The organism is Sphingopyxis sp. HIX, from assembly GCF_001468285.1.
Classification (GTDB): domain Bacteria; phylum Pseudomonadota; class Alphaproteobacteria; order Sphingomonadales; family Sphingomonadaceae; genus Sphingopyxis.
The window spans coordinates 41086-64349 of record NZ_LNSB01000031.1; the positions used below are offsets into that span (position 1 = coordinate 41086).

Genomic DNA, 23264 nt, shown 5'->3' on the forward strand with positions numbered 1-23264 from the left:
CCCTGCGGCGAAGCCGTGGGGAGGGGGACCGCCCGCAGGGTGGTGGAGGGGTCGATGCGATACGCGTCAGCGTTAGAGGCCTCCACCCCTCCACCATGCTTCGCATGGTCCCCCTCCCCATCGCTTCGCGACAGGGAGGATTAGGAATGTCCGCTCCCGCCCTACCCCCCAATCGGGCGTACGGACAGTATCAGCTCAATTCTGCGGCGGGACCGGAAGTTCGCTCGCTTCGGGGTCGGCCTGTTCGCGCTGCGGCGCGGTGCCGTTGGCCTGGGCTTCCAGGTCCTGTGCCGCCTTCTGGCGCTCGGCGAGCGCGCGTTCCTCGGCGACGACCGCGGCCTCGACCTCGTCGGCGGCGGCGTCGATGCCCGCGATGCGCTTGGCGCGCTCGTCGGCGATCATCGCCTGCCAGTCGGTCTTGTCGGCGGCCTGCTCCTCGGCCCGCGCGCCCGCGACGAGCGCCTGCGTGCAGCCGGTGAAGCCGCCGAGCCCGACCGGCGAGCAGCTGTCGGTGCCGAAGCGGCCGACGCGCTCCATCGTCGTCACGCGGTTGAGCCACGCCTGGTTGCGCGGGTCGAGCGGGTCGCCCCCGCGGAACAGCTGCGGCACGCGGTAACGGTCCTGTTCGGGCAGGCGGTTACACACGACGATCTCGTCGGCGGCGCTCGGCGCGCACTGGTCATTGCCATAGACGATGACCTGGTTGATCTTCTCGGCGGCGCTGGTGTCGGCCTCCTGCGCGGCGGCGGGAAGCGCGAACAGGCTGCCGGCGAGGAACAGCGCGGCGAGGGGGAGGCGGGTCATCGGATCATCCTTCGTCGTTTGATGCGGCATGACACCGCGCGCCTGCATCCGTCATGAACGGGCAGGCCTTTTCCTTATCAGATACGCTTCGACAGCGCGATGGCTGCACGGCAGCCCGCGCGGATCGCGAAGCTCAAGAGCGGGTAGCCCGGCGCGCTTTCGGCACCCGCGGCGAGCGCGGCTTCCTTGTGCTCGAGCTCCTCGGCGCGGAAATCGGCGACCGCGGCGCTGAGTTCGGGATCGCTGTCGCCGAGCGCTTCGAGCTGGTGCTGGTAGTGGCGGTCGATCTCGGTCTCGACCGCGGCGGTGCACGCCATGGCGGCGCGCGGCCCCATCGCGGCGGTCACCGCGCCGAGCGCGAAGCCGGCGACGTTCCACACCGGCTGCAGCGCGGTCGGTCGCACGCCGCGCTTCGCGACCATCGCGTCGAAGAATTTGCGGTGACGCTCTTCCTGCTCGGCCATATGCGCGATCTCGCGCGCCATCGGGTGGCGGTCGCCCATCACCGCGAGCTGGCCGGCGTAGATGCGCGTCGCGCCATATTCGCCCGCCTGGTCGACGCGGATCATCGACGCATTTTTGTCGCTGCTGCTCATGCCGCCGATGTGGACCGGCGGCGCAGCAAGATCAAGACGAGCAGCGCGCCGGCGAAGGAGAAGATCGCGTTGAACCCCGCGAGCGAGATGCCGCCGAGCGTCCATTGCGCGACGTCGCAGCGGACGATCGGCGCCGCCATGATGCTGTCGAGCGTCACCGGCCCGCTGCCCGTGGTGCTGCAGGTCGTGAGCCCCTGCCACCAGCCATATTCGACGCCGGCGTGGAAGACGCCGATCGCGCCGCTCACCGCAATGGCGATCGCGGCGAGCAGCGTGAAGGCGCGCATCGCGCGGTCGTTCTTGTTCAGCAGCAGCGCGAGCAGCGCGAGCAGGATCGCCGCCTGGTGCGGCCAGCGCTGCCAATAGCACATCTCGCACGGGTGCAGGCCGAAGCCGAGCTGCGACACCAAAGCGCCGCCGTAGAGCAGCAAGGGCGCCGCGAGCGCGACGAGCGGCGCGGCGATACGCGAGTTCAGCATCAAACCTACCTGTATAGATCGTCATCCCGGCGAAGGCCGGGATCTCGCCGGTGCGATGCGACGCCAGGTCGAGATCCCGGCCTTCGCCGGGATGACGGAGGAAAGAAAATCAGTTGCGGCGCACCGGCTTGGCGGCGGGCTTGGCGGGCGGTTTGGTCGACTGCGCCATGCGCGCCGCGGGGTTGATCCGGCCGATGGTCTGCAGCGCATAGTTCAGCTGGAAATCGTCGATACCCTTGGCCTTCAGCTCCTCGGCGGTCGCGGTGAAGCGCGGATCGTCCTTCTCGTCCTTTTCGAGCAGGCTGTTGTCGACCTTCTTCTCGTTGACGAGGTGGCGGCGCAAATCGCTCTCGCGGAAGCGCGGGCGATCCTTGTAATCGGGGTCCGACAGCTGCGGCACGCGGATGTCGGGCTCGATCCCGCCTTCCTGCACGCTGCGCCCCGACGGCGTATAATAGCGCGCCGTGGTCAGCCGCAGCGCGGTGGTTTCGGTCAGCGGCAGCACCGTCTGCACCGATCCCTTGCCGAAGCTGCGCTCGCCCATCACGACCGCACGGTGCTGGTCCTGCAGCGCGCCCGCGACGATTTCGGAGGCTGAGGCCGACCCCGCATCGATCAGCACGATCACCGGCGCGCCGCCGGCGAGGTCGCCGGGCTCGGCGAAATAGCGTTCGATGTCGCCCTTGCGGCGGCCGCGCTGCGAGACGATCTCGCCGCGTTCGAGGAACAGGTCGCTGATCCCGACGGCTTCGTCGAGCAGCCCGCCCGGGTTCGAGCGCAGGTCGAGCACCCAGCCGCGCGGCTTCTTGCCCATCGATTTTTCGACCGCCAGCATCGCGGCGCGCAGGTCGGTGGTCGCGTCGGCCGAGAAGCTGGTCACGGTCAGCACGCCGACGTCGCCCTTCGCTTCCCATTTGACGGGCTTCAGGTCGATGATCTCGCGCGTCAGCGACAATTCCATCGGCTTGCTCTGGCCTTCGCGTACGACGGTGATGTCGACTTTGGTGCCCGGGCGTCCCTTCATCTGTTCGACCGCCTCGTCGAGGGTCAGGCCGAAGATCAGTTCCTTGTTGATGTGGGTGATATAGTCGCCCGCCTTGATGCCCGCGCGGTCGCCGGGCGTGTCGGACATCGGCGCGATGACCTTCACGACGCCGTCCTCCATCGTCACCGAAAGGCCGAGCCCGCCATATTCGCCGTCGGTCTGGGTGCGCAGGGTCGAAAAGCCGTGCGCGTCGAGATAGCCCGAATGCGGGTCGAGGCTGGCGAGCATGCCGTTGATCGCGCCCTCGATCAGTTTCGAATCGTCGACCGGCTCGACATAGTTCGACCGCACCTCGAGGAAGACGTCCATGAAGCGCGAAATCTCGTCGGTCGTCGCGGTGTCGACGGTCGCCATCGCCCCGGTCGCGAGCGGCACCAGCGCGAGCGTGCTGAGCGCGGCGGCGCCCTGCCACAGCGCGAAACGGCGCTTCGTCGACACGGGTTTCTTGGTCGTTTCGGTCATGATCGTCTTTCAGCCTTTGGCGGAGTCTGCGCCTTATATCCCCGGCGAGCCATATTCCTATGCATTGTCCGGGGCGTCAAGCGGCGCTTCCCGATAGGGGACAGCAGCGAAACGGGGGATTAACGGGCCCCGTTCAGCCCAGCATCGAGGCGATGTCGACGGGGCGTCCGGCGCGGCGCAGCTCGACGGTGATGAAGGCGTCGTCGGCGCCCGCGCGGCCGATCGGCGCGCCGGCATCGACGCTGTCGCCGACGCTTGCCGACAGCGCGATCATCCCGGTCAGGAGCGAGGTCCAGCCGCCGCCATGGTCGATGATCACGATCTTGCCATAGCCGCGATAGTCGCCGGCGAAGCTCACGCGGCCGGGCGCGGGGGCGACGACCTGGCCGCCGGGCCGCGCGGCGATGGTGATGCCGCGCGAGCGTACCCCGCTGTCGTCGACCTCGCCCAGCCCCGCGACGATGCGCCCGACGACGGGCAGGCGATAGGCGCCCTCGGTCAGCTGGGCCTCGGCGTTGGGTCGCGGTGCGGCGGTGGGATTGCCGCTGGCGGGGTTGCGCGGCCGTGCGACCGGTCCCGCGAGCGCGGCAAGTTCGGCGCGCACCGTGCCGTCGGCCTCGAGCGTGTCCATCAGCTCGACGATGTCGCGCGCCTTTTCGCCCAGCCCGAGCGCGCGGTCCGCCTCGAGCCGCGCGCTGCTCATCAGGTCGCGCGAGCGCAGGCGGCCCTCGTTCTCGAGCCGCGTCAATTCGTCGCGCCGCGTCGCGAGCTGCTTCCGGCTCGCCGCGAGCGCCGCCAGCGCGACCGACTGCTGCCGCCGCGTCTCGCGCAATTGGGCGAGTTCGCGGCGTACGCCCGCGGTGCGGCGTTCGATCACCGGCATCACCGCGTCGAGCACCGCGCGCGCATGCACCATGTCGGTGAGCGAGCCCGGCTGCGCGAGCACGCTCACCGGCGGCTGGCGCGAGAGCTGTTGGAGCGAGGCGGTGAGTTCGAGCAAGGGCGCTTCCTGCTCTGCCAGCGCCGCGCGCTGCGCCGCGAGCCTCCGCCCGACCAGCGCGACGCGCGCCTCGCCCGCGCTGATATCGGCCTCGGCCGACTGGATGCGCGCCGCGAGCGCGGCGCTGCGTTTCCTCAGCCGGTCGGCGGCGTCGGTCGCCGCCTGCGCCTGGCGCTCGAGCGCGGCGCTACGCGCCATCGCGTCGGCCGATTGCGCCTTGGCGCTGACCAGCTGCTGGCGCTCGGCGGCGGCGATCGCCGCGGGGTCGAAGACGTCGCTCTGCGCGACGGCGAGCGCGCCCCCGGCGAGCGCCAAAGCCAATATGGGCAGGGCGAAGGCGCCTCTCATTGCTGGCCCTCGCGGTGATAGGGGTGGCCTGCGATGATGCTGGTCGCGCGCCACAATTGCTCGGCGAGCATCGCGCGCGCCATCAGATGCGGCCAGGTCGCGCGGCCGAAGGCGATCGCCTTGTCGGCGTTCTTGCGTTCGTCGGGGGTGAAGCCGTCGGCGGCACCGAGGCAGAAGCGTGTCTCGCGCACCCCGTCGTCGCGCCAGCGTTCGAGGAGTTTGGCTAGGTCGAGCGAGCTGATCTGTTCGCCCGTCTCGTCGAGCAGGATGGTGCGGCTGCCGGGCGCCGCGGCGGGGACCTTGCCCCCGGTGTCGGGCAATTCGCTGATCTTCTGCGGCCAGGTCACGCGCTTCATATAGCGCTCGACCAGCTCGGCCTCGGGCCCGCGCCCGATGCGCCCGCGCGCGATGATGTGCAGCAACATGACGCCTCGCCTAGCCTGTGCGAGGCTGAGGCGTCAATTTACCGCGGCAACCGGCGGCGCGTCGCCGAACGACCACATGCGCTCGAGGTTGTAGAAGCTGCGCACCTCGGGACGGAACAGGTGGACGATGACGTCGCCGGCATCGATCAGCACCCAGTCGGCGTTGGGCAGGCCCTCGACACGGACGAGGCGGCCCGCTTCCTGTTTGATCCGCTGCGCCAGCTTGTCGGCGATCGCCGAGACATGGCGCGTCGACCGGCCGCTCGCGATCACCATATGGTCGGCGATGCTGCTCTTGCCGGCAAGCGGGATGGAGATGGTTTCCTGGGCCTGGTCCTCGTCCAGCTGGTGGAGGATCAGCGCGTGGAGGGCGTCCACGCTGTCGTTCGGTGCGGCGCCGGGCGCGGCATCCTTACTGGCGGCTATCAAGCTTTTTCATTCCTTTCATGCGCTGCCAGGCGCGAATGCGTCAGCGGGTCGCGCATCGCGCGGCCTGCATAGCGTTCGAACCAGCGGGGGTTGGCCTGCCGTATTGCAGTTGCGGATCGCACATCGGGCGAAAATCGCAGGAACACGAGGGCAGGCGGTCTCCAGTCCGTCCAGTGAGATTTCTGGTCGCCGGGCCGGACGAAGCGCCGAAGCCAACCCATCGCCTCTGCAGCATGGGTGCGGCCATTATAGCCCGGACGCGCGATAACCGCAATCGGCATGAGTCGCGCAATCCCCCGCCAGTCGCGCCAGCGGGGCAATTGGGCGAGATTGTCGGCCCCCATGATCCAGACGAAGCGGCGATTGGGGTATTTGCGCACCAGCTTTTTGAGCGTGTCGACGGTATAGCGCGTGCCGAGCTCGGCCTCGATCGCCGTGGCGCGGATCGGCGAGCGCCGCGCGGCGCGCTGGGCGGCGCCGAGCCGCGCGGGCAGCGGCGCCATGCCCTTGGCGGGCTTGAGCGGATTACCCGGCGAGACGAGCCACCAGAGCTCGTCGAGCCCCAGCGCGTCGATGGCGTTGAGGCTGATCGCCCGGTGCCCGCCATGCGCCGGGTTGAAGCTGCCGCCGAGGAGGCCGGTGGTGATCACAGGAGCGACTGCCAGTCGCTGCGGTTGTGGACGAAGCGCACGATGGTGATCGCATGCCGGTCGACTTCGTATAGCAACAGAAATGGATGGTCGGCGACAGGCCATTTCCTGATCCGCGACCCCATGATCGCCGGGCCGACCTGGGGATGCTGGACCAAAAGGCTGGTGGCCAAAAGAACGGCTTCCAGCATCTTAGCACTTGAGCCCATGCCTTCGTCGTCGAGAAAGTCGGCGGCTCGAAAAAGTTCTTCTTGAGCGGTGTCCGCCCATTGCAGCCGCATCAAGCTGCTTTACGCCCCGCGATCCGGGCCTCGATTTCGGCGACCACCTCTTCGTGCGGCACGACACGCCCCGCTGCAATATCGTCCAGCCCGACCTGGATGAAATCGACGAACTCCAACTCCTTCGTCGCGGCGCTGTCGAGGAGACGGCCGATCACCCAAGCGCGGCTGCGCTCGTTGAATGCTGCGATCCGATCCAGCTTGGCGAGAAGATCGGCGTCGATACGGGCGGAGATGACGGCATGCTTGGTCATGGGCTCGGTGTATCACTTGTATACAAACGACTCAAGGAAGCGTGCGACTGCTCCCTAGGGACGATCCTCGATCGCGGGGATCGTCGTGCACAGGATTTCGCTGCCATATTCGTCGATTGCGTGGCGCATGAAGCCATAGGTCACGAGCCTTTGTTCGACCTGCTCATGGTCGGCCCCCATATTCTCTTCGAAATGCGTGTCGCACCAGCGGGCGAAGGGCGTCGCCGTCATGCAGGCGTTCAGCGCGGCCAGTTCGAACGGCGAGAGATTCTTCTGCAGTCCTTCGAGTTCGATCTGCTCGGCAAAATGGGCATAGGGAATGTTATAGCCGTTCATGGTGACCATGTCCGAACGCGACCGGAAATCTTCGTCGATGCCGTCGATCGTCTTGTTCGGCAGCCGAAACTCCGTCCGGACACTGGCCTTCGGCACCGAATAACAACGGGCCGGCATTGAAATGGAGAACGAAAGCGGCGCTTCGCCGATATGCAATCGTCTGTGCTCGGCGGCGACTTGCAACGCGATGGCGGCCTTGGCGTTGCCGGCTTCGTCCTTGTCAGCCAACAGGAATGGGAACAGGTCGCGCGCCATCGACCAGCAAAAGGGGGTCGCGGCGACTGCCAGGATGACCAAGGCGAATTTGATTCGGCGGCGCATCAATGGCTCACCGTCGAAATCGCCTGTTTGCCGCGCTCAAGGCCGCACCTGCCCCGACCCGCGCACCAGCCATTTGTAGGTGGTGAGCCCTTCCAGCGCGACCGGGCCGCGCGCGTGCAGCCGCCCCGTCGCGATGCCGATCTCGGCGCCCAGCCCGAATTCGCCGCCGTCGGCGAATTGCGTCGAGGCGTTGTGCATCACGATCGCGCTGTCGACTTCGGCGAGGAAGCGTTCGGCGACGGCGGTGTCCTCGGTGACGATCGCTTCGGTGTGCTTGCTCGAATGCGCGTCGATGTGGGCGAGCGCGCCCGCGAGGCCGCCGACCATCGCGACCGAGACGATCGCGTCGAGATATTCGCAGTCCCAGTCGTTCGCGCTCGCGGGGGTGACGTGCGGGCTCAATGCCGCGACCTCCTTGTCGCCGCGCACCTCGCACCCGGCCTTGACCAGTGCATCGACGATGGCGAGCGGGGCGGGATAGGCGCGGTCGATCAGGATCGTCTCGGTCGCGCCGCAGACGCCGGTGCGGCGCATCTTGGCGTTGACCGCGAGGTCGATGGCCTTCGCCGGATCGGCCGCGCCGTCGATATAGAGATGGTTGATCCCGTCGAGATGCGCGAGCACGGGCACGCGCGCCTCGTCCTGCACGCGCGCGACCAGGCTCTTGCCGCCGCGCGGGATGATGATGTCGACCAGCCCCTGCGCGCGGAGGAGCGCACCGACCGCGGCGCGATCCTGGGTCGGGACCAGCTGCACCGCGTCGGCGGGCAGGCCCACCGAGGCGAGCCCGGCGGCGAGCGCCGCATGAATCGCGCGATTGCTCTGCACCGCTTCGCTGCCGCCGCGCAGGATCACCGCATTGCCCGACATGAGGCCGAGCGAAGCGGCGTCGGCGGTGACGTTGGGGCGGCTTTCGTAGATGATGCCGACGACGCCGAGCGGCACGCGCACGCGGCTGAGTTCCATCCCGTTGGGGCGTACCGCGCGGTCGATTTCCATGCCGACGGGGTCGGGCAGCGCCGCGACCGCCTCGACCGCGTCGGCGATGCCGCCGAGCCGCGCGTCGTCGAGCCGCAGCCGGTCGAGCATCGCCGCCGACAGGCCCGCGCCCTTGCCCGCCGCCATGTCGCGCCGGTTCGCGTCGAGGATCGAGTCGGCGCGCAGCCGCAACTGCGCCGCGGCGGCGCGCAGCCCCGCGGCCTTGTCGGCGGTCGGCACCACCGCCAGCCTTTTCGCGGCGGCGCGCGCGCGCGCGCCCATGTCGGCGATCAGCGCATCGGCATCGGGAACGGCGGACAGATGGGCTTTGGCGGTCATGCGCGGCCCCTATCATGCTTTGCGCCGACGGTGAAAGTCCCCCGTTGCGCCTGCGGCCTGCGCTGCTACCTAGGCGGCATGACAGGGGACATCGAAGGCATCGGGGCGGCGGTGACCGCGGGGCTGGCGGCGCGCGCGGTCGAGCCGGGGCACGGGCATGCGGCGGCGCACGAGGGGCTGCGCTGCCTCAATTGCGGCACCAGCCTGCAAGGCTCGCATTGCCATCATTGCGGCCAGCGCGCCGACGTCCACCGCAGCTTCGGCGCGATCGGCCACGATCTGGTCCATGCGATCTTCCATTTCGAGGGCAAGATCTGGAACACTTTGCCCTTGCTCGCCTGGCGGCCGGGCGATCTCACGCGCCGCTATATCCACGGCGAGCGCGCGCGCTTCGTCTCGCCGCTCGCCTTGTTCCTGTTCGCGGTGTTCCTGACCTATGCGGTGCTCGCGATGGTCGGCAGTGGCGGCGGGCTAGGCGAGGGAATCGCCAAGGCGGCCGACGCGCAGACGCGCTCGAACGCGCTCGAGGCGAGCTTCGACGAGGAGGTCGCGCGCGTCGAGGCGCGGCTGGCGGCGAAGGATGTCACCGTCGAGGAGAAGAAAAGGCTGATCGAGGAGCGCGAGACGCTGGAGAAAGGCGCCGCCTATCTGGGCGTCGAGCCCAAGATGACCGACGAGGAACGCGCCAAGGGGCCGCCGGTGCTCGAAGATCCCAAAGAGCAGGTGATGAGCAGCGCCGATTTCCTGTCGCGGCTGAAGGTCGATACCGGGGTGCCCGCGATCGACAAGGGGCTGACCAAGGCTTTCGCCAACCCCGCGCTGATCTTCTACAAACTCCAGGCGAACGCCTATAAATTCGCCTGGGCGTTGATCCCCTTGTCGCTGCCCTTCATGTGGCTGCTCTATCCGTTCAGCCGCCGCTTCCACACCTATGACCATTTCGTCTTCGTCACTTACTCGATCAGCTTCATGCTGCTCTTGTTCGTCGTGGTGCGGCTGCTCAACCTGACCGTCGTCGGCGATGTCGCGACCTTTTTCGCGATGCTCTACGTTCCCTTCCACATGTACCGTCAGCTGCGCGGCGCCTATCGTTCGTCGCGCTTCGGATCGCTGGTGCGCGCGAGCCTGCTGCTCTTTTTCAGCCTGTGGGCGGTGATCACCTTCATGCTGCTGCTGCTCGCCTTGGGCACGATGGGGTAGCACCGAAACGTCACAAAGACCGGGCAGAGAACCGGCGCGTGTCAAAGGGAGAATCGCGATGCACGAGCTTTGGGGCCAGATCGACCGCCGCCTGCTGATCAAGCTCGGCACCGCGGGGCTCGGCGCGCTGGCGCTGCCCGGCGCGGCGCATGCGATGATGGCGCAGGGCTTCACCCACGGCGTCGCGAGCGGCGAGCCGGGGGCGAACAGCGTGCTCCTCTGGACGCGCTACGCCGCAGCCTCCGATGCGCGCCTGACCGCCGAAGTCGCCGAAACCCCCGACTTCGCGAGGATCGTCGCGGGCGGCGCGGTGACCGCGCGCGGCGAGCGCGATCATACCGCGAAGCTCACGGTCGACGGCCTGCTGCCCGGCCGCTGGTATTTCTACCGCTTCGTCGCGCCCGACGGGACCAAGTCGGTCACCGGCCGCACGCGCACCTTGCCGCAGGGGCCGACGAGCGCCTTCACCCTCGCGCTCTTTTCCTGTTCGAACCTGCCCTTCGGCTGGTTCAACGCCTATGCGCATGCGAACGCGCGAAACGACATCGACCTCGTCGCGCATGTCGGCGACTATCTCTACGAATATCCGGTCGGCAACTATCCCTCGCGCGGCCAATTGCTGCCCGGGCGCGAGATCCAGCCGGCGCACGAGATCGTCGCGCTCGCCGACTATCGCCTGCGCTACGCCGCCTATCGCGCCGATCCCGACCTTCAGCGGCTGCACCAGCTGTTCCCGATGATCGCGCAATGGGACGATCACGAGTTCGCCAACGACGCGTGGAAGGGCGGCGCCGAAAACCACAATGAAGGCGAAGGCAGCTGGACCGACCGCATGGCCGCCGCCGAGCGCGCCTACCGCGAATGGATGCCCGTCGCCGAGACGCGCTGGCGCGACTATCAGGTCGGCGACCTCGCGACGATCTTCCTGCCCGAAACGCGCGTCACCGGCCGCGACCGTCCGTTTGAATTCGACGAGATCGTCGCCGGCGGCGGCGATGAGACCGCCAAGCTCAAGGCCTTTGCCGAAACCGCCTATCGCGACCCCGCGCGCCAGATGCTCGGCGCCGATCAGGAGAAATGGCTGTTCGACGGTTTCGCCGCCTCGACCAGGGCGGGCACGCGCTGGCAGGTCTGCGCGCAGCAGGTGGTGATGGGCAGCGTCTTCACCCCGCCCGAATCGGAGAAGTGGTTCGGCACCGACCTGTCGGAGAATATCCGCCGCCGCGTCGCCACCGCGCAGGCCGCGGCGAAGGCGGGGCTGCCGCTCAACATGGACGCGTGGGACGGCTATCCCGCGGCGCGCGCGCGGCTGCTCGCCGCGGCGCAAAAGGCCGATGCCGACCTCGTCACGCTGACCGGCGACACGCACAATGCCTGGGCCTATGATCTCAGCGAAGGCGGGAGCCCCGCGGGGATCGAGATCGCTGGGCAGAGCGTCACCTCGCCGGGTTACGAAAGCTATACGCGCGGTATTTCGGACGAGACGCGCGTCGGCGCGATCCGCGCCGCGTCGCCGCAGCTCAAATGGGCGAACACGCAGGACCGCGGCTATGTCACCGTCGCGCTGACGCCCGACAAGGTGACCGCGAGCTGGCACCTGCTGGAGACGATCCGCGAGCACAGTCCGACGATGAAGGCCAGCCACAGCATGGCCGCGATGCGCGGACGGCGGACCTATAACGCCGCCTGATCACGGCAGTCGGGCGGCCAAGAGCGGTCGGGATCGGGCACCAGGTCGATCAGGAACATCTCGCCCGAGCGTGCGCCGTGGCGCTGCGCGAAGAGCAGCCGGTCGCCCTTCGGCGACAGCAGCGGGCCGACCTGGAACTGGTCAGGGTCGGCGGGGATCCGCCCCACCTCGACCCAGCGATCGCCCGCGCGGCGGTAGCGGTAGAGGTGCGAGCGGTCGCCGCGGTCGGACACGGTGATCAGCGTGCGGCCGTCGCGCGACATCTCGGCCTCATAGTCGTTGGCGCCCGCGCTCGCCGGCGGGCCGAGATTGGCCACCGTCCATTCGCCCGGCCGCACCTCGGTCGCGACATAAATGTCGCCGCCGCCCGCGCTGCCCTTGCGGCTCGACCCGAAGATCAGGCGCCCCGCGGCATCGACGCGCGGTAGCAGTTCGGCGGCGGGCGAGTTGACCGGTTCGGGCAGGCGCTGCGGCTCGTCCCAATCGCCGCCCGCCGTCCGCTCGACGTACCAGATGTCGAAATCCTCTTTTTCGGGCGCGTGGCGCGACGAGATATAATAGAGCCGCTTGCCGTCGGGCGTCACGAAGGGGTCGGCCTCGATCACCGGCAGCGGTAGCGCAAAGGACGGCGGCACCGGCGCACCCCAGGCGCCCTTTTCGCAGCTCGATTGCATCAGGCGGTAGGTCGCGAAATCCTTGTCGGCGGCGAGATAGATCATCACTCGCCCGTCGGGGGTGAAGGTCGGCGAGGATTCATAGCCGTCGCTCGCGATCGCGGCCGGGGTCCATAGCGTCGCGGCGCGCGGCACCGGCGTGTCGGCCGCGGCGCCGCATGCGCCGAGCAGCACGGTGCAGGACAGGATCGCGGCACGGGCGGCAAATGGCATGGACTTTCCCTCCGGCAGGGCGCTAGCAGAAGCGCGGCGGATTTGTGCCGCTTTGCCCAGCGCCTGGCCATCGTCCGATCGGCGGCGGCGGCGCCGAAAGGGCGGCGGGGAGAGGATATGGACGCGATCGACCGGCAAATATTGGCGATGCTGCGCGGCAATGCCCGCCTGCCGCTCAAGACGATCGCCGCGACCGTCGGGCTCGCGCGCAGCTCGGTGCGCGAGCGGCTGTCGAAGCTGGAGGCGGCGGGGACGATCGGCGGCTATCACGCGCGCGTCGCCGACGAGGGCGCGATCGGCGCGATCCTGCAGCTGCGGCTCGCGCGCACGCCCTCGCCCGACATCGTCGCCGCGGTGACCGGCATGGCCGAGGTCGCGCGCTGCTATTCGCTGAGCGGCGAGATCGACCTGCTCGTCGAGATTGTGGCACAGGACTCGGCGACGCTCAACGCCGCGCGCGACCGGATCGCGCTGATCGCGGGGGTCGAGGATACGACGACGGCCTTGATCCTGAAGCGCGACAAGGATCGCTAGACGGCGGCGATCGCCTCGATCTCGAGCAGCCAGGCTTCGTCGTAGATGTCGGCGACGACGATCGTCAGCGCGGGCGAATGGCCGCCCAGCACCTCGTGCCGCACCCGGTAATTGGCCTCGCGATATTGCCGGTCGGACAGAAAGACGGTGACCTTGACCAGGTCGCGAAGCGTCATGCCGCCCGCTTTCAGCTGCGCCTCGACATTGCGCCACACCAGCCGGCACTGGTCCTCGAACCCCGCGGGAACCGCGTCCTTTTCGTCGACCGGGATCTGCCCGCTGACAAACAGCCAGCGCGTCGGCGCTTCGACCAGATGCGCCTGCGCATAGGAAACGCCGGTGGGGTTGATCGCGCGATTGGGCATGGCGGGCCTCGTCTGTCCGGTGGAAGGAAGGATCAGCCCCGCCAGCGCGCCCGCGCAGAGCGTTCGGCGCGAGAGGCGTGCAGTGAGGGGCGAGCGATCCATGGCACAAGCCTAGGCGATGCCGGCGCCAGGGCGCCATCGCCCGATGGGCGGCACCGCCGCCACAAGGGCGGCGTCGGGGCGTGCTTGACATTCATAACCATCTGGTTATGAGATAGTTCATAGCCAGAGAGTTGTGAATATGCCGGAGCCTTCCCCCGACCTGCTCTTCAAGGCGCTCGCCGATCCCAGCCGGCGCGCGCTGTTCGAACGGCTCTGCCAGCATGGCGAGCAGACCGTCGGCGCGCTCACCGCGGGGGCGGGAATTTCGCAGCCCGCGGTGTCGAAGCACCTCGGCATCCTCAAGCGGGCGGGACTGGTGCAGGGCCGCGGCGCCGGCCGCCAGACGCATTACAGCGCGCAGCAACGCGCGCTCGCGCCGCTGGTCGACTGGACCGGGCGCATGAACCGCTTCTGGGAGGCGCGGTTCGACGATCTCGAAAATTTGCTCAAAAGGATGGATCAATGACCGATAACGACGTGTTGAGCGTGACCGTGGAGCGCGAAATCCCGCACCCGCCCGAAAAGATCTGGCGCGCGCTGACGACGCAGCATCTGATCGAGGAATGGCTGATGAAGAACGACTTCGGCCTCGACCTCGGCCATCGTTTCCAGCTGCGCGGCGACTGGGGCCATGTCGACTGCGAGATCCTCGAGGTCGATCCGGGGCGCAGCCTGTCCTACAGCTGGAACTATGCGCATGACGATCCGGCGTACCGGCTCGAGAGCACGGTCACCTTCACGCTCGAGGCGATCCCCGCGGGCACCTTGCTGCGCATGGAACAGGTCGGTTTCCGCCCCGACCAGAAACAGGCCTTTGGCGGCGCCAAGGCCGGCTGGCGAATCCATCTCGAAAATCTCGAGAAAGCCGTGGCTACGCTCGATTGATCGGACAGGGAGAGACTTATGAATTGGAGTTTGTGGATCCGGCAGTTCCACCGCTGGATATCGATCCTCTTCACCGCGACCGTCGCCGCGATCTTCGCGATGCTGGGGGCAGGGCAGGAACCCGCCGAATGGGTCTATTACCTGCCGCTGCCGCCGCTGTTCCTCTTGATGTTCACCGGCCTCTACATGTTTTTCCGGCCGTATTTTCGCGGGCGCGCTCAGCCGTAGGGCGGCGTGTCCTCGAACTCGTCGAACGACGGATAGTCGTTCGCGACGCTCGCGGTGAAATTGGGCGGACGCTTTTCGAGGAAGCTCGTCACGCCTTCCATGGCGTCGGGGCTGCGCCCGCGCGCGAAGATCACGCGGCTGTCCCAGCGGTGCGCGCTCATCGGGTGCGGCGCGCCGAGCATGCGCCACATCATGTGGCGCGTCAGCGCGACCGACACCGGCGCGCTGTCGGCGGTGAGTTCGCGTGCCTTGGCGATCGCGGCGTCGACGAGTTCGCCGGGGGCGTGGACCGACTGGACGAGGCCCTTTTCATGCGCTTCGGCAGCGGGGATCAGCCGCCCCGAATAGCACCAGTCGAGCGCGGTCTGGATGCCGACCAGGCGTGGCAGGAACCAGCTCGACGCCGCCTCGGGCACGATGCCGCGGCGCGCGAAGACGAAGCCGTAGCGCGCGGTCTCGCTGGCGAGGCGCGCGTCCATCGACAAGGTCATCGTTGCGCCGATGCCGACCGCGGCGCCGTTGATTGCGCCGAGTACGGGTTTCTTGCTCTCGAAGATGCGCATCGACACGCGCCCGCCGCCGTCGCGGATCAGCGGGTGCGACCAGTCGATCGTGCCGTCCTCGGCGACCGGGCTGGGCGAGGTGCCGTCCGGCAATAACGCGGCTTTGTCGGTGCGCTTGTCGTAATCGAAGGTCGATCCGCCCGCGCTGAGATCCGCCCCCGCGCAATAGGCGCGGTCGCCGTCGCCGGTGAACACCACCGCGCGCACCCGGTCGTCGGCGTCGCATTCGTCGAGCGCGGCGACGATCTCGGTCATCATCTGCGTGGTGAAGGCGTTCATCTTGCCGGGCCGGTACAGCGTCAGCAGCGCGATGCCCTCGTGCCGGTCGAGGCGAATCTCTTCGAAGCTCATGTCTCTCTCCTTGTCGTGGCCGCCATCGTCGCAAGCGACGCGGCGGAAGGCAAGCTCTAGTTTACGTAAGCGTAAAGATGTAAATGAGGCCGTCGCCCCCGCGGAGGCGGGGGCCGCTATCGGTTTGTGCAGCGGCGCGGAAATGGGCCGACAGCGGCCGTGTCGGGAGGCACGTGACTCCCGGCACCCTTCGCGGGGGCGACGTGACTGGTGACGCGCCCGACCTTTGCCGCTATAGGCGCCCCGAACCGCCCCGGCGCCGCGTCTCGCATGAGTCGTATTCGCCGGGGCCAGCTATTTTGACGCACAGGAAAGTACGCAGCCATGGCCCGTCGCCGCCAGATCTACGAAGGCAAAGCCAAGATCCTCTACGAAGGCCCCGAACCGGGCACGCTGATCCAGTATTTCAAGGACGATGCGACCGCGTTCAACGCCCAGAAAAAGGGCACGATCAGCGGCAAGGGCGTGCTCAACAACCGCATTTCCGAACATGTCTTCACCCTGCTCGGCAACATCGGCGTGCCGACGCACTTCATCCGCCGCCTCAACATGCGCGAGCAGCTGATCCGCCAGGTCGAGATCGTGCCGATCGAGGTGATCGTGCGCAACGTCGCTGCGGGCACGCTGTCGAAGCGCCTCGGCATCGAGGAGGGGACGCAGCTTCCCCGCACGCTGATCGAATATTGCTACAAGGACGATGCGCTCGGCGATCCGCTGGTCGCCGAGGAGCATATCGCCTGCTTCAACTGGTGCAGCCAGGACGAGCTCCACGACATCCAGGATATGGCGATCCGCATCAACGACTTCATGTCGGGTATGTTCGCCGCGGTCGGCATCCGCCTGATCGACTTCAAGCTCGAATTCGGCCGCCTCTATGAGGGCGATTTCAGCCGTATCATCCTCGCCGACGAGATCAGCCCCGACGGCTGCCGCCTATGGGACATGACCACCAACGAAAAGCTCGACAAGGACCGCTTCCGCCGCGACCTCGGCGGCGAAGTCGAAGCCTATCAGGAAGTCGCGCGGCGGCTGGGCCTGCTGCCCGAGGGCGGCGACCATGCGGTGCTGGACCTAGAGAGCCACCGGAAGAAGAAGGGCAGCTGAGACTGCTTTTTAAGCCCCTCCTCTTCAGAGGAGGGGTTGGGGTGGTGGCGCGCGATAGCGCGCGGTTCATCGCACCACCCCGCTGCGACTAACGAACAAGTTCGTAAGTCTCGCTGCCCCTCCTCTGAAGAGGAGGGGTGCGCTCCCCCCTCAGATATTGATGCTCGTCGGGATCAGGCTCGGCTGCAGGTAGGTGTATGGCTGCATCCGTTCGGCATTGCGCGCGACGATCTCGGCCTCGACCGATACCAGCGCCGCCTGGAAGTTCGGCAGCGGGCCGCCCGCGGCGGTGATCGCCGGATCCTGGAACCATGCCGGATAGGGAAAAGCGTTGCTGTAATATTGGCCGAGCGGCCGGTAATGGAGCGAGCCCAGGAGTTCGAGCGTGTTGAGCTGCTCGAGCGCGAGCGCCATCGGCGGCATCGTCGCCAGCCACTCGGTCTTCGTCTGATCGGCCTGCGCCGTCGGCGCCGGCTGCCACGCCGCGCCGGTGACCGCGGGGGCGAAGGCCATGATGCTCTTTTGCGGGAAATTTACCGCGGCATGCTGCGCGCTCGCAGTGAACATCAGCATCGTGCAGATATCGACGAGCTGCTTGCGCGTCGTGATCGGGCGGAAGCCCTGGATCTTCGCCTCGCCCGCGAGCGTTGTCGTCCAGGCGGTCAGCTCGGTATCGCCCGTCACGTCGGCGTCGCTCGCATAATAATGCTCGACATAGGCCTTGGCCCAGCCGTGGATCGCGCGCCAGACGAGCAAAGCGTCGTCGCGGTACGGATAGTCGGCCAGCGTCGAGCTCTGGTCGACCCCGCGCGCGGCGAGGTCGGCGGGGAGCATCTTGCCATAGAAATCGAACGCCAGCCGGTCGTCGACCGCGGCGAGCTGGCTCGTGGTGATCGTGCCCGCAAAAATATGGTCGATCGGCCCGCCTGCGGCGATCAGCGACGTCGCCGCCTGATTGTTGATGAAGAGCGTGCCCTCGAAATGCGGGACGAGCAGCGCCCACAGCGGATGCACTTCGGCGAGGTGGCGATGCGTCGCGACCGCAAAGGCTTCCATCACCAGATGCGTGCGCGCGAGATGCGTGAACAGCTCGTGATAATTGCCGTCGGCGACCTGCACCACCAGCTTCGCCATCTGCCAGCCCCATTGGTCGTCGGCGGCGACCGAGGGTGTGAAGATCGGATTGCTTGCCGATGAGACCTGCCCGCACTGGATCGCGACGGGCACCAGCGACGCGCCGCCCGGCGGCACCGCGAACAGCGCCATCGGCAATGCGACATATTTCTGCTGCGTGCCATAGGTGCCGGGCGTCAGCACCGACAGTTCCTGATAGTCGAGCATGAACAGCCGCCCGTCGAGCAGCGCATCGAACAGGCTGTCGCCGTTGACCACCGCGGCGTACTGCGCCTCGGTGATCGGGAAATTGGCGGGGATGGAGAGGAGGCGGGTGATCAGCATGTTGTTTGGACCCGCGACGCGCAGCCGCGCGAACTCGTCATCCTCCTGGAACATATAGGAGATGCCGGGAACGGGCAGCGTGTCGAACAGCGCGCGATAGGCGTCGATCGTGCGCGGCGTGCTGCTGCCAAGCCCGGCCGCCTCATCGTCACTCACTGCGATCATGTCCTTGAGCGCGTCCTTGTAACCGTTGAGCAAAGCGACATGCATGTCGTGCTCGGCGGCTTCGACCGCGGCCTCGACATCGCCGATGACACGCTCGAAAATATTGCCGCCATTGTGCACACCATGCTGCGCAGCAATTTTTGCGGTCGACGCCTCGATCGCGTCGCATTGTGCGAGCGCGGCTTCATATTCTGCGCGCGGCGTGTCGAGTTCGCCCTTGTCGACGCCGCCGATCTTCACCGCGAGCGCGTTGCGCGCGATGCCGAGCAAAATGCCGACCAGCGTGATCCCCCAGGGGATCGTCGGCTCGTTGCTCGGCGGAACCGTCGCGGCGAGCGGCACGCCGGGCAAGGTCGGAATGTCGGTGGACCAGGTATAGACCGCCTGCGTCGCAGTCAGCTGTGCCGCGCGCGCGGCCTTCTGCGTCGTCGTGTCGTTCTGCGGCAGCGAAGGGCTGGCCGACGGCATGGCGTGGAGTGCGGCAGGCGTCGATGCGCCGGCGTTCGGCGTGGACTCAAAAGACATGGTGGGGCTCCCCCTTGAACAGGTACGGCAGGACAGGGGACGGCTCTTCGCAAAACATGGTTAATATTTTGCAAGCGCGCCGATCGTGCTAGGCGCGTAGCCTCATGAAAATCGGGGATTCTGTTCCTTAACCGATGCTTTACCCCCGCTTGATATCCACCCCTCCATGACGGGGGTCTATCATTGGCTGCGGACGCGGGTGTTCCCGCCGGTTCCGGACGCGATTCGCGACGATGTCGCGCTGCTCCGCGCGCACCGCGTCGAGACCTTGACCCCGATGCTGTTCCTGACCCTCGCGGCGACGACGCCGACCGCCATCTACGGCGGGGTCGAGACGGTGCATCCCTTTATCCGCATCGGTTTCCCCGTGATCCTGGCGGTGGTCAGCCTGCTGGGTTTCCTGATCCTGTGGCGCAACCGCGGCCGTCGGATGAGCGTGCGCCGCGCGCGGCACGTGATCGTCGAATCGACCTGGCTGTCGGGGACGATGGGGGCGATGTGCAGCAGCTGGACGGTGATCAACTGGCTCGCCGCGCCGCCCGAGGCGCACAGCTATTATGCGATGATCATGGCGATGGGTTCGCTCGCGACCGCATACTGCCTCTCTGCGATCCGCTTCGCGACCTTCGTCAATCTCGGCATCGGGCTCGTTCCGATCATGTTGCTGATGCTGACGTCGGGCAACCCGCCCGAGATCGCGGCGGGGACCAGCCTGTTCGTCGCCACCGCCTTCCTCCTGCGCATGATCGTGCAGCAGCACGGCCAGCTGGTCGACCTGCTCCAGCTGCAGCAGCAGATGCGCGACCTTGCGCACACCGACGCGCTCACGGGCCTGTGGAATCGCCGCGAGCTCGACGCGCGGCTCGACCAGGAAATCGCCGCGGCGAAGCCGGGCACGCATTTCGCGATCGCCTTGCTCGACCTCGACGGGTTCAAGCCGGTCAACGACCGCTATGGCCACGGCGTCGGCGACGCCCTCCTCTGCGAAGTCGCCGCGCGCCTCCGCCACGCCTGCGGCCATCATGCGATGGTCGCGCGGCAGGGCGGCGACGAGTTCGCGATCCTCGTGCCCGCGGGCTCGCCTTTGCTCGAAACCGCGCTCGCCGACCATCTGCTCGCCGAACTCGCCGCGCCCTATCGCATCGACGGCGCGGTGATCCACGTCGGCGCCAGCGTCGGCGTCGCGCGCTGGCCGGGCGACGGCGGCAGCGCCAAGAAATTGTTCGAGGTCGCCGACCGCGCGGTCTATGCCGCCAAGGCCGCCGACCGCGCCCCCATGTCGTCCGTCGAAAGCGTCGTGCAGATCGGATGAGCGCGGCTTGACCCCTCGGCGGGGCGGGGCCAGACATCGACCATGACCTTCCGTCCCTTGCTGCGCGCTTCGTCCGCGCTGTCGCCCCTTGCCCTCGCCGCCGCTCTCGCCCTCGCCGGACCCGCGCCGCTCGCCGCGCGCGAGCCTGCAACCGCAGCGGCTGCGGCCACGACGAACCCCCAGACTCCAAATCCTCAAACCGACGCCGCCAGGGCATGGAACTTCGCCGCCAGCGATATCCCGGTCGACCCGAACATCGTTTTCGGCGTGCTCCCCAACGGCATGAAATATGCGCTGATGAAGAACGCCACGCCCAAGGACAGCGTGTCGCTGCGCATGCGCTTCGACGTCGGCAGCTTTGCCGAGGCCGACGACCAGCGCGGGCTCGCGCATTTCCTCGAACATATGGCGTTCAACGGGTCGAAGGGCGTGCCCGAGGGCGAGATGATCAAGTTGCTCGAACGCAAGGGGCTCGCCTTCGGCGCCGACACCAACGCCTCGACGGGTTTTGATGCGACCGTCTACCAGCTCGACCTGCCCAACGCCTCGGACGACCTGATCGACACGGGGCTGATGCTGATGCGCGAGACCGCGAGCGAGCTCACCATCGACCCCGCCGCGGTCGACCGCGAGCGCGGGATCATCCTCTCCGAGCGCCGCGCACGCGACACCTATCAGCTGCGCAGCCTGATCGACCAGCTCGATTTCCAGATGAAGGGCATGAGCGCGCCGAACCGCATCCCCGTCGGCACGGTCGAGGTGATCCAGTCGGCCCCCGCCGCGCGCATTCGCGACCTCTACGACCGCTATTACCGCCCCGAGCGCGCGACGCTGGTGATGGTCGGCGATTTCGACCCCGCGGCGGTCGAGGCGAAGATCAAGGCGCGCTTCGCCGACTGGCAGGGGCGCGGTCCCGCCGGCGCCGACCCCGATATCGGCACGATCGACTATAAACGCGCCGCGGCCGCCGACGATTTCGTCGATCCCGCAATCGCCGACGGCGTCACCATCACCGCCTTCAAGCCGTGGGTGAAGCGCGGCGACACCAGCGCCCAGCGCGCCAAGGATCTTGCCGAGGGCATCGGCGAGGCGATCATCTCGCGCCGCCTCGCCAAGCTCGCGCTCGCCGAGGATTCGCCGATCCTGAACGGCTATTTCGGCGACAGCAACGGCTGGGACGTCTTTGACCAGGTGACGATCGGCGCGACGGCGAAGGAAGGCGCGTGGCGCGAGGCGCAGGCGCTGATCGAGCAGGAATGGCGCCGCGCCGTCGAGCATGGCTTCACCCAGGCCGAGGTCGACGAGCAGCTCGCCAACCGCCGCACCGCGCTCAAAAATGCTGTCGCCGGCGTCGACACGCGGCGCAGCGAGAATCTGGCGAACACGCTCGTCGAGGCGGCGAAGGGCGACTTCGTCGTCAACCGCCCCGAAACCGCGCAGGCGCAGTTCGACGCGGTGGCGCCCTCGCTCAATGCCGCGAGCGTCAGCGCCGCGTTCAAGGCGCGCATGCAGGGCTATGGCGCACCGCTGGTGCGCGTGACGTCGAAGACCCCGGTCGAGGGCGGCACCGGCGCGATCCTCGCGGCGCTCGAGACCTCGCAGCAGGTCGCGGTCGCCGCGCCCGCCGAGGCGGCGAGCACCGCCTTCGCCTACACCGACTTCGGCGCCCCCGGAAAGATCGTCAGCGACACGCGGATCGAGGATCTCGGCATCCGCCGCATCCGCTTCGCCAACAATGTCATGCTCAACATCAAGAAGACCGATTTCCAGAAGGACACGGTCTATCTGTCGCTGCGCATCGACGGCGGCAGCCTGCTCGCCACGAAGGAGGATCCGACGCGCGTCGCGCTCGCGGGCTCGATCAGCCTCGGCGGCCTCGAAGCGCACAGCCGCGACGAGCTCAGCACGATCCTCGCGGGCAAGACCGTCGGCAGCAGCGTCGGCAGCGCGACCGACAGCTTCGGGGGCACCGCGCGCACCTCGCCCGAGGATTTCCAGCTGCAGGCGCAGCTGATGGCCGCCTACCTCACCCACCCCGGCTACCGCGCCGACGGGCTCGCGCTGATCCGCCGCTTCCTGCCGCAGCAATATGCCGCGAACGACGCGACGCCGGCGGCGGTGATCGCGCGCGACGCGGGCGGCATCCTCGCGAACAACGACCCGCGCGCGACCACCCCGCCGCTCGCCACGATGCTGAAGCTCGACTGGGCGGGACTGAAGCCCGCGGTCGCCGACAGCTTCGCGCATGGCGCGATCGAGGTCGGCGTCGTCGGCGACATCGACGAGGCGGCGGCGATCGCGGCGATCCAATCGACCTTCGGCGCGCTGCCCGAGCGCCGCCCGGCCTTCGACCCGCGCCCCGAGGCGCGCATCCGCGAATATGCCAGGGACCGCAGCGAGCGGACGCTGATCCACAAGGGGCCGGCCGAACAGGCGGAGCTTCGCGTCTATTGGCCGGCGCGCGACGACAGCGACCTTGGCGAAGCGATGCGGCTGCAACTCTTGTCGCGCGTGATGCAGCTGATGCTGACCGAGGAATTGCGCGAGAAGCTCGGCGAAAGCTACAGCCCCGGCGCGGGCGCCAGCCTGTCCGACGATTTCCCCGGCTACGGCCATCTCTTCGCGGCGAGCAACATCGATTACAAGGACCTCGCGACGACGCGCGGCGCGATCCTGGGGATCGCCAAGGCGCTGCGCGACACGCCGGTCGACACCGATTTGCTCGACCGCGCGCGCAGGCCGATGCTCGAGGCGATGACCAAGGCGCGGCGCGAGAACGCTTATTGGCTCCCTTATGTGGGCGCCGCGACGAGCAAGGAAGCGCGCCTCGACCGCAGCCGCAAGAGCCTGGCCGAGGTCGAGGCCGCGACCCCGGCCGAGTTGCAGACGCTCGCGAAACGCTACCTCACCGATGACAAGGCGCTGGTGATCAAGGCGGTGAGCGACAAGGCGGGGAGTTGAGGGCTTAGGGCCAGTTTCGGGCGGGAGCGGACATCCTAATCCTCCCTGTCGCGAAGCGATGGGGAGGGGGACCATGCGAAGCATGGTGGAGGGGTGGCGGCCTTGAGCAGGCGCTCACGGCATCAACCCCTCCACCACCCTGCGGGTGGTCCCCCTCCCCACGGCTTCGCCGCAGGGAGGATTAAGT

General features: G+C 67.9%; 25 protein-coding genes. 9 read left to right on the plus strand and 16 right to left on the minus strand.

Annotated features, from left to right (window positions below; genetic code table 11):
• Positions 1 to 195 precede the first annotated feature (195 nt).
• The 12 genes from ATE62_RS15110 to ATE62_RS15165 all read right to left on the minus strand — a co-directional run bounded on the left by ATE62_RS15110 (position 196) and on the right by ATE62_RS15165 (position 8747).
• Complete coding sequence (locus ATE62_RS15110) at positions 196 to 804, minus strand: hypothetical protein (RefSeq protein WP_058808786.1); 609 nt, start codon at positions 802 to 804, stop codon at positions 196 to 198.
• Between the two features lie 77 nt (positions 805 to 881).
• Positions 882 to 1400: a demethoxyubiquinone hydroxylase family protein gene (locus tag ATE62_RS15115; protein WP_058808763.1), complete on the minus strand. Its 519-nt coding sequence runs from the start codon at positions 1398 to 1400 to the stop codon at positions 882 to 884.
• Positions 1397 to 1879 (minus strand): disulfide bond formation protein B, encoded by a 483-nt coding sequence (locus ATE62_RS15120; RefSeq protein ID WP_058808764.1) that lies wholly within the window; start codon positions 1877 to 1879, stop codon positions 1397 to 1399. Before ATE62_RS15120 ends, ATE62_RS15115 begins: the two co-directional genes overlap by 4 nt.
• Positions 1880 to 1988: 109 nt before the next feature.
• Positions 1989 to 3386: a S41 family peptidase gene (locus tag ATE62_RS15125; RefSeq protein ID WP_058808765.1), complete on the minus strand. Its 1398-nt coding sequence runs from the start codon at positions 3384 to 3386 to the stop codon at positions 1989 to 1991.
• Positions 3387 to 3519: 133 nt separating this feature from the next.
• Positions 3520 to 4734, minus strand: a complete 1215-nt coding sequence (locus ATE62_RS15130; RefSeq protein WP_058808766.1) for a murein hydrolase activator EnvC family protein — start codon at positions 4732 to 4734, stop codon at positions 3520 to 3522.
• Positions 4731 to 5159 (minus strand): 23S rRNA (pseudouridine(1915)-N(3))-methyltransferase RlmH, encoded by a 429-nt coding sequence (locus tag ATE62_RS15135; protein WP_058808767.1) that lies wholly within the window; start codon positions 5157 to 5159, stop codon positions 4731 to 4733. Before ATE62_RS15135 ends, ATE62_RS15130 begins: the two co-directional genes overlap by 4 nt.
• A 33-nt stretch (positions 5160 to 5192) precedes the next feature.
• Positions 5193 to 5588, minus strand: a complete 396-nt coding sequence (gene rsfS / locus ATE62_RS15140) for a ribosome silencing factor (RefSeq protein ID WP_197411701.1) — start codon at positions 5586 to 5588, stop codon at positions 5193 to 5195.
• Entirely contained in the window at positions 5585 to 6238 is a 654-nt protein-coding gene (locus tag ATE62_RS15145) for a nicotinate-nucleotide adenylyltransferase (protein ID WP_058808768.1), read from the minus strand. The genes rsfS and ATE62_RS15145 overlap by 4 nt, the downstream gene beginning before the upstream one ends.
• A complete protein-coding gene (locus ATE62_RS15150; RefSeq protein WP_058808769.1) occupies positions 6235 to 6519 on the minus strand; it encodes a type II toxin-antitoxin system RelE/ParE family toxin in 285 nt (94 codons plus the stop codon). The genes ATE62_RS15145 and ATE62_RS15150 overlap by 4 nt, the downstream gene beginning before the upstream one ends.
• Positions 6519 to 6773, minus strand: a complete 255-nt coding sequence (locus ATE62_RS15155) for a CopG family ribbon-helix-helix protein (RefSeq protein ID WP_058808770.1) — start codon at positions 6771 to 6773, stop codon at positions 6519 to 6521. The genes ATE62_RS15150 and ATE62_RS15155 overlap by 1 nt, the downstream gene beginning before the upstream one ends.
• 54 nt (positions 6774 to 6827) lie before the next feature.
• Entirely contained in the window at positions 6828 to 7364 is a 537-nt protein-coding gene (locus ATE62_RS15160; RefSeq protein WP_156420585.1) for a hypothetical protein, read from the minus strand.
• A 102-nt stretch (positions 7365 to 7466) separates the two neighbouring features.
• Positions 7467 to 8747: a glutamate-5-semialdehyde dehydrogenase gene (locus ATE62_RS15165; protein ID WP_058808772.1), complete on the minus strand. Its 1281-nt coding sequence runs from the start codon at positions 8745 to 8747 to the stop codon at positions 7467 to 7469.
• A 78-nt stretch (positions 8748 to 8825) separates the two neighbouring features.
• On the opposite strand from ATE62_RS15165, the gene ATE62_RS15170 reads away from it, so the two are divergent.
• Positions 8826 to 9947 carry a DUF3667 domain-containing protein gene (locus ATE62_RS15170; RefSeq protein ID WP_058808773.1) on the plus strand — a complete coding sequence of 374 codons (1122 nt, stop codon included), beginning with the start codon at positions 8826 to 8828 and terminating at the stop codon, positions 9945 to 9947.
• 58 nt (positions 9948 to 10005) lie between these two features.
• Complete coding sequence (locus tag ATE62_RS15175; protein ID WP_058808774.1) at positions 10006 to 11637, plus strand: alkaline phosphatase D family protein; 1632 nt, start codon at positions 10006 to 10008, stop codon at positions 11635 to 11637.
• Here ATE62_RS15175 and ATE62_RS15180 read toward each other — a convergent pair.
• A complete protein-coding gene (locus ATE62_RS15180; RefSeq protein WP_058808775.1) occupies positions 11622 to 12524 on the minus strand; it encodes a TolB family protein in 903 nt (300 codons plus the stop codon). The genes ATE62_RS15175 and ATE62_RS15180 overlap by 16 nt on opposite strands.
• Positions 12525 to 12641: 117 nt before the next feature.
• On the opposite strand from ATE62_RS15180, the gene ATE62_RS15185 reads away from it, so the two are divergent.
• Positions 12642 to 13058 (plus strand): Lrp/AsnC family transcriptional regulator, encoded by a 417-nt coding sequence (locus ATE62_RS15185; RefSeq protein ID WP_058808776.1) that lies wholly within the window; start codon positions 12642 to 12644, stop codon positions 13056 to 13058.
• On the opposite strand, the gene ATE62_RS15190 is transcribed toward ATE62_RS15185, so the two are convergent.
• Complete coding sequence (locus tag ATE62_RS15190; RefSeq protein WP_197411702.1) at positions 13055 to 13525, minus strand: RidA family protein; 471 nt, start codon at positions 13523 to 13525, stop codon at positions 13055 to 13057. The two genes, ATE62_RS15185 and ATE62_RS15190, sit on opposite strands and share 4 nt — an antisense overlap.
• Positions 13526 to 13664: 139 nt before the next feature.
• Between ATE62_RS15190 and ATE62_RS15195 the strand changes: the two genes are divergently transcribed.
• From ATE62_RS15195 to ATE62_RS15205, 3 genes are read left to right on the plus strand one after another with little or no spacing between them, the layout of a single operon-like run.
• Positions 13665 to 13991: an ArsR/SmtB family transcription factor gene (locus ATE62_RS15195; protein WP_058808788.1), complete on the plus strand. Its 327-nt coding sequence runs from the start codon at positions 13665 to 13667 to the stop codon at positions 13989 to 13991.
• Positions 13988 to 14410, plus strand: coding sequence for an SRPBCC family protein (locus ATE62_RS15200; protein ID WP_058808778.1), 423 nt, complete (start codon positions 13988 to 13990; stop codon positions 14408 to 14410). Before ATE62_RS15195 ends, ATE62_RS15200 begins: the two co-directional genes overlap by 4 nt.
• Positions 14411 to 14428: 18 nt before the next feature.
• Positions 14429 to 14638 (plus strand): hypothetical protein, encoded by a 210-nt coding sequence (locus tag ATE62_RS15205; RefSeq protein ID WP_058808779.1) that lies wholly within the window; start codon positions 14429 to 14431, stop codon positions 14636 to 14638.
• Here ATE62_RS15205 and ATE62_RS15210 read toward each other — a convergent pair.
• On the minus strand, positions 14629 to 15552 hold the full coding sequence (locus ATE62_RS15210) for a crotonase/enoyl-CoA hydratase family protein (RefSeq protein WP_058808780.1): 924 nt from the start codon (positions 15550 to 15552) through the stop codon (positions 14629 to 14631). The two genes, ATE62_RS15205 and ATE62_RS15210, sit on opposite strands and share 10 nt — an antisense overlap.
• Before the next feature lie 324 nt (positions 15553 to 15876).
• Between ATE62_RS15210 and purC the strand changes: the two genes are divergently transcribed.
• Positions 15877 to 16656 (plus strand): phosphoribosylaminoimidazolesuccinocarboxamide synthase, encoded by a 780-nt coding sequence (gene purC / locus ATE62_RS15215; protein WP_058808781.1) that lies wholly within the window; start codon positions 15877 to 15879, stop codon positions 16654 to 16656.
• Between the two features lie 150 nt (positions 16657 to 16806).
• Here the strand turns inward: purC and ATE62_RS15220 are convergent, their stop codons facing one another.
• Complete coding sequence (locus ATE62_RS15220; protein ID WP_058808782.1) at positions 16807 to 18804, minus strand: lipoxygenase family protein; 1998 nt, start codon at positions 18802 to 18804, stop codon at positions 16807 to 16809.
• Positions 18805 to 18970: 166 nt separating this feature from the next.
• Here ATE62_RS15220 and ATE62_RS15225 point away from each other — a divergent pair, with 166 nt between their 5' ends.
• Both ATE62_RS15225 and ATE62_RS15230 read left to right on the plus strand, forming a co-directional pair.
• Positions 18971 to 20116 carry a GGDEF domain-containing protein gene (locus ATE62_RS15225; RefSeq protein ID WP_231736284.1) on the plus strand — a complete coding sequence of 382 codons (1146 nt, stop codon included), beginning with the start codon at positions 18971 to 18973 and terminating at the stop codon, positions 20114 to 20116.
• 42 nt (positions 20117 to 20158) lie between these two features.
• Positions 20159 to 23077 (plus strand): M16 family metallopeptidase, encoded by a 2919-nt coding sequence (locus ATE62_RS15230; protein ID WP_058808783.1) that lies wholly within the window; start codon positions 20159 to 20161, stop codon positions 23075 to 23077.
• The last annotated feature ends 187 nt before the right edge of the window (positions 23078 to 23264 follow it).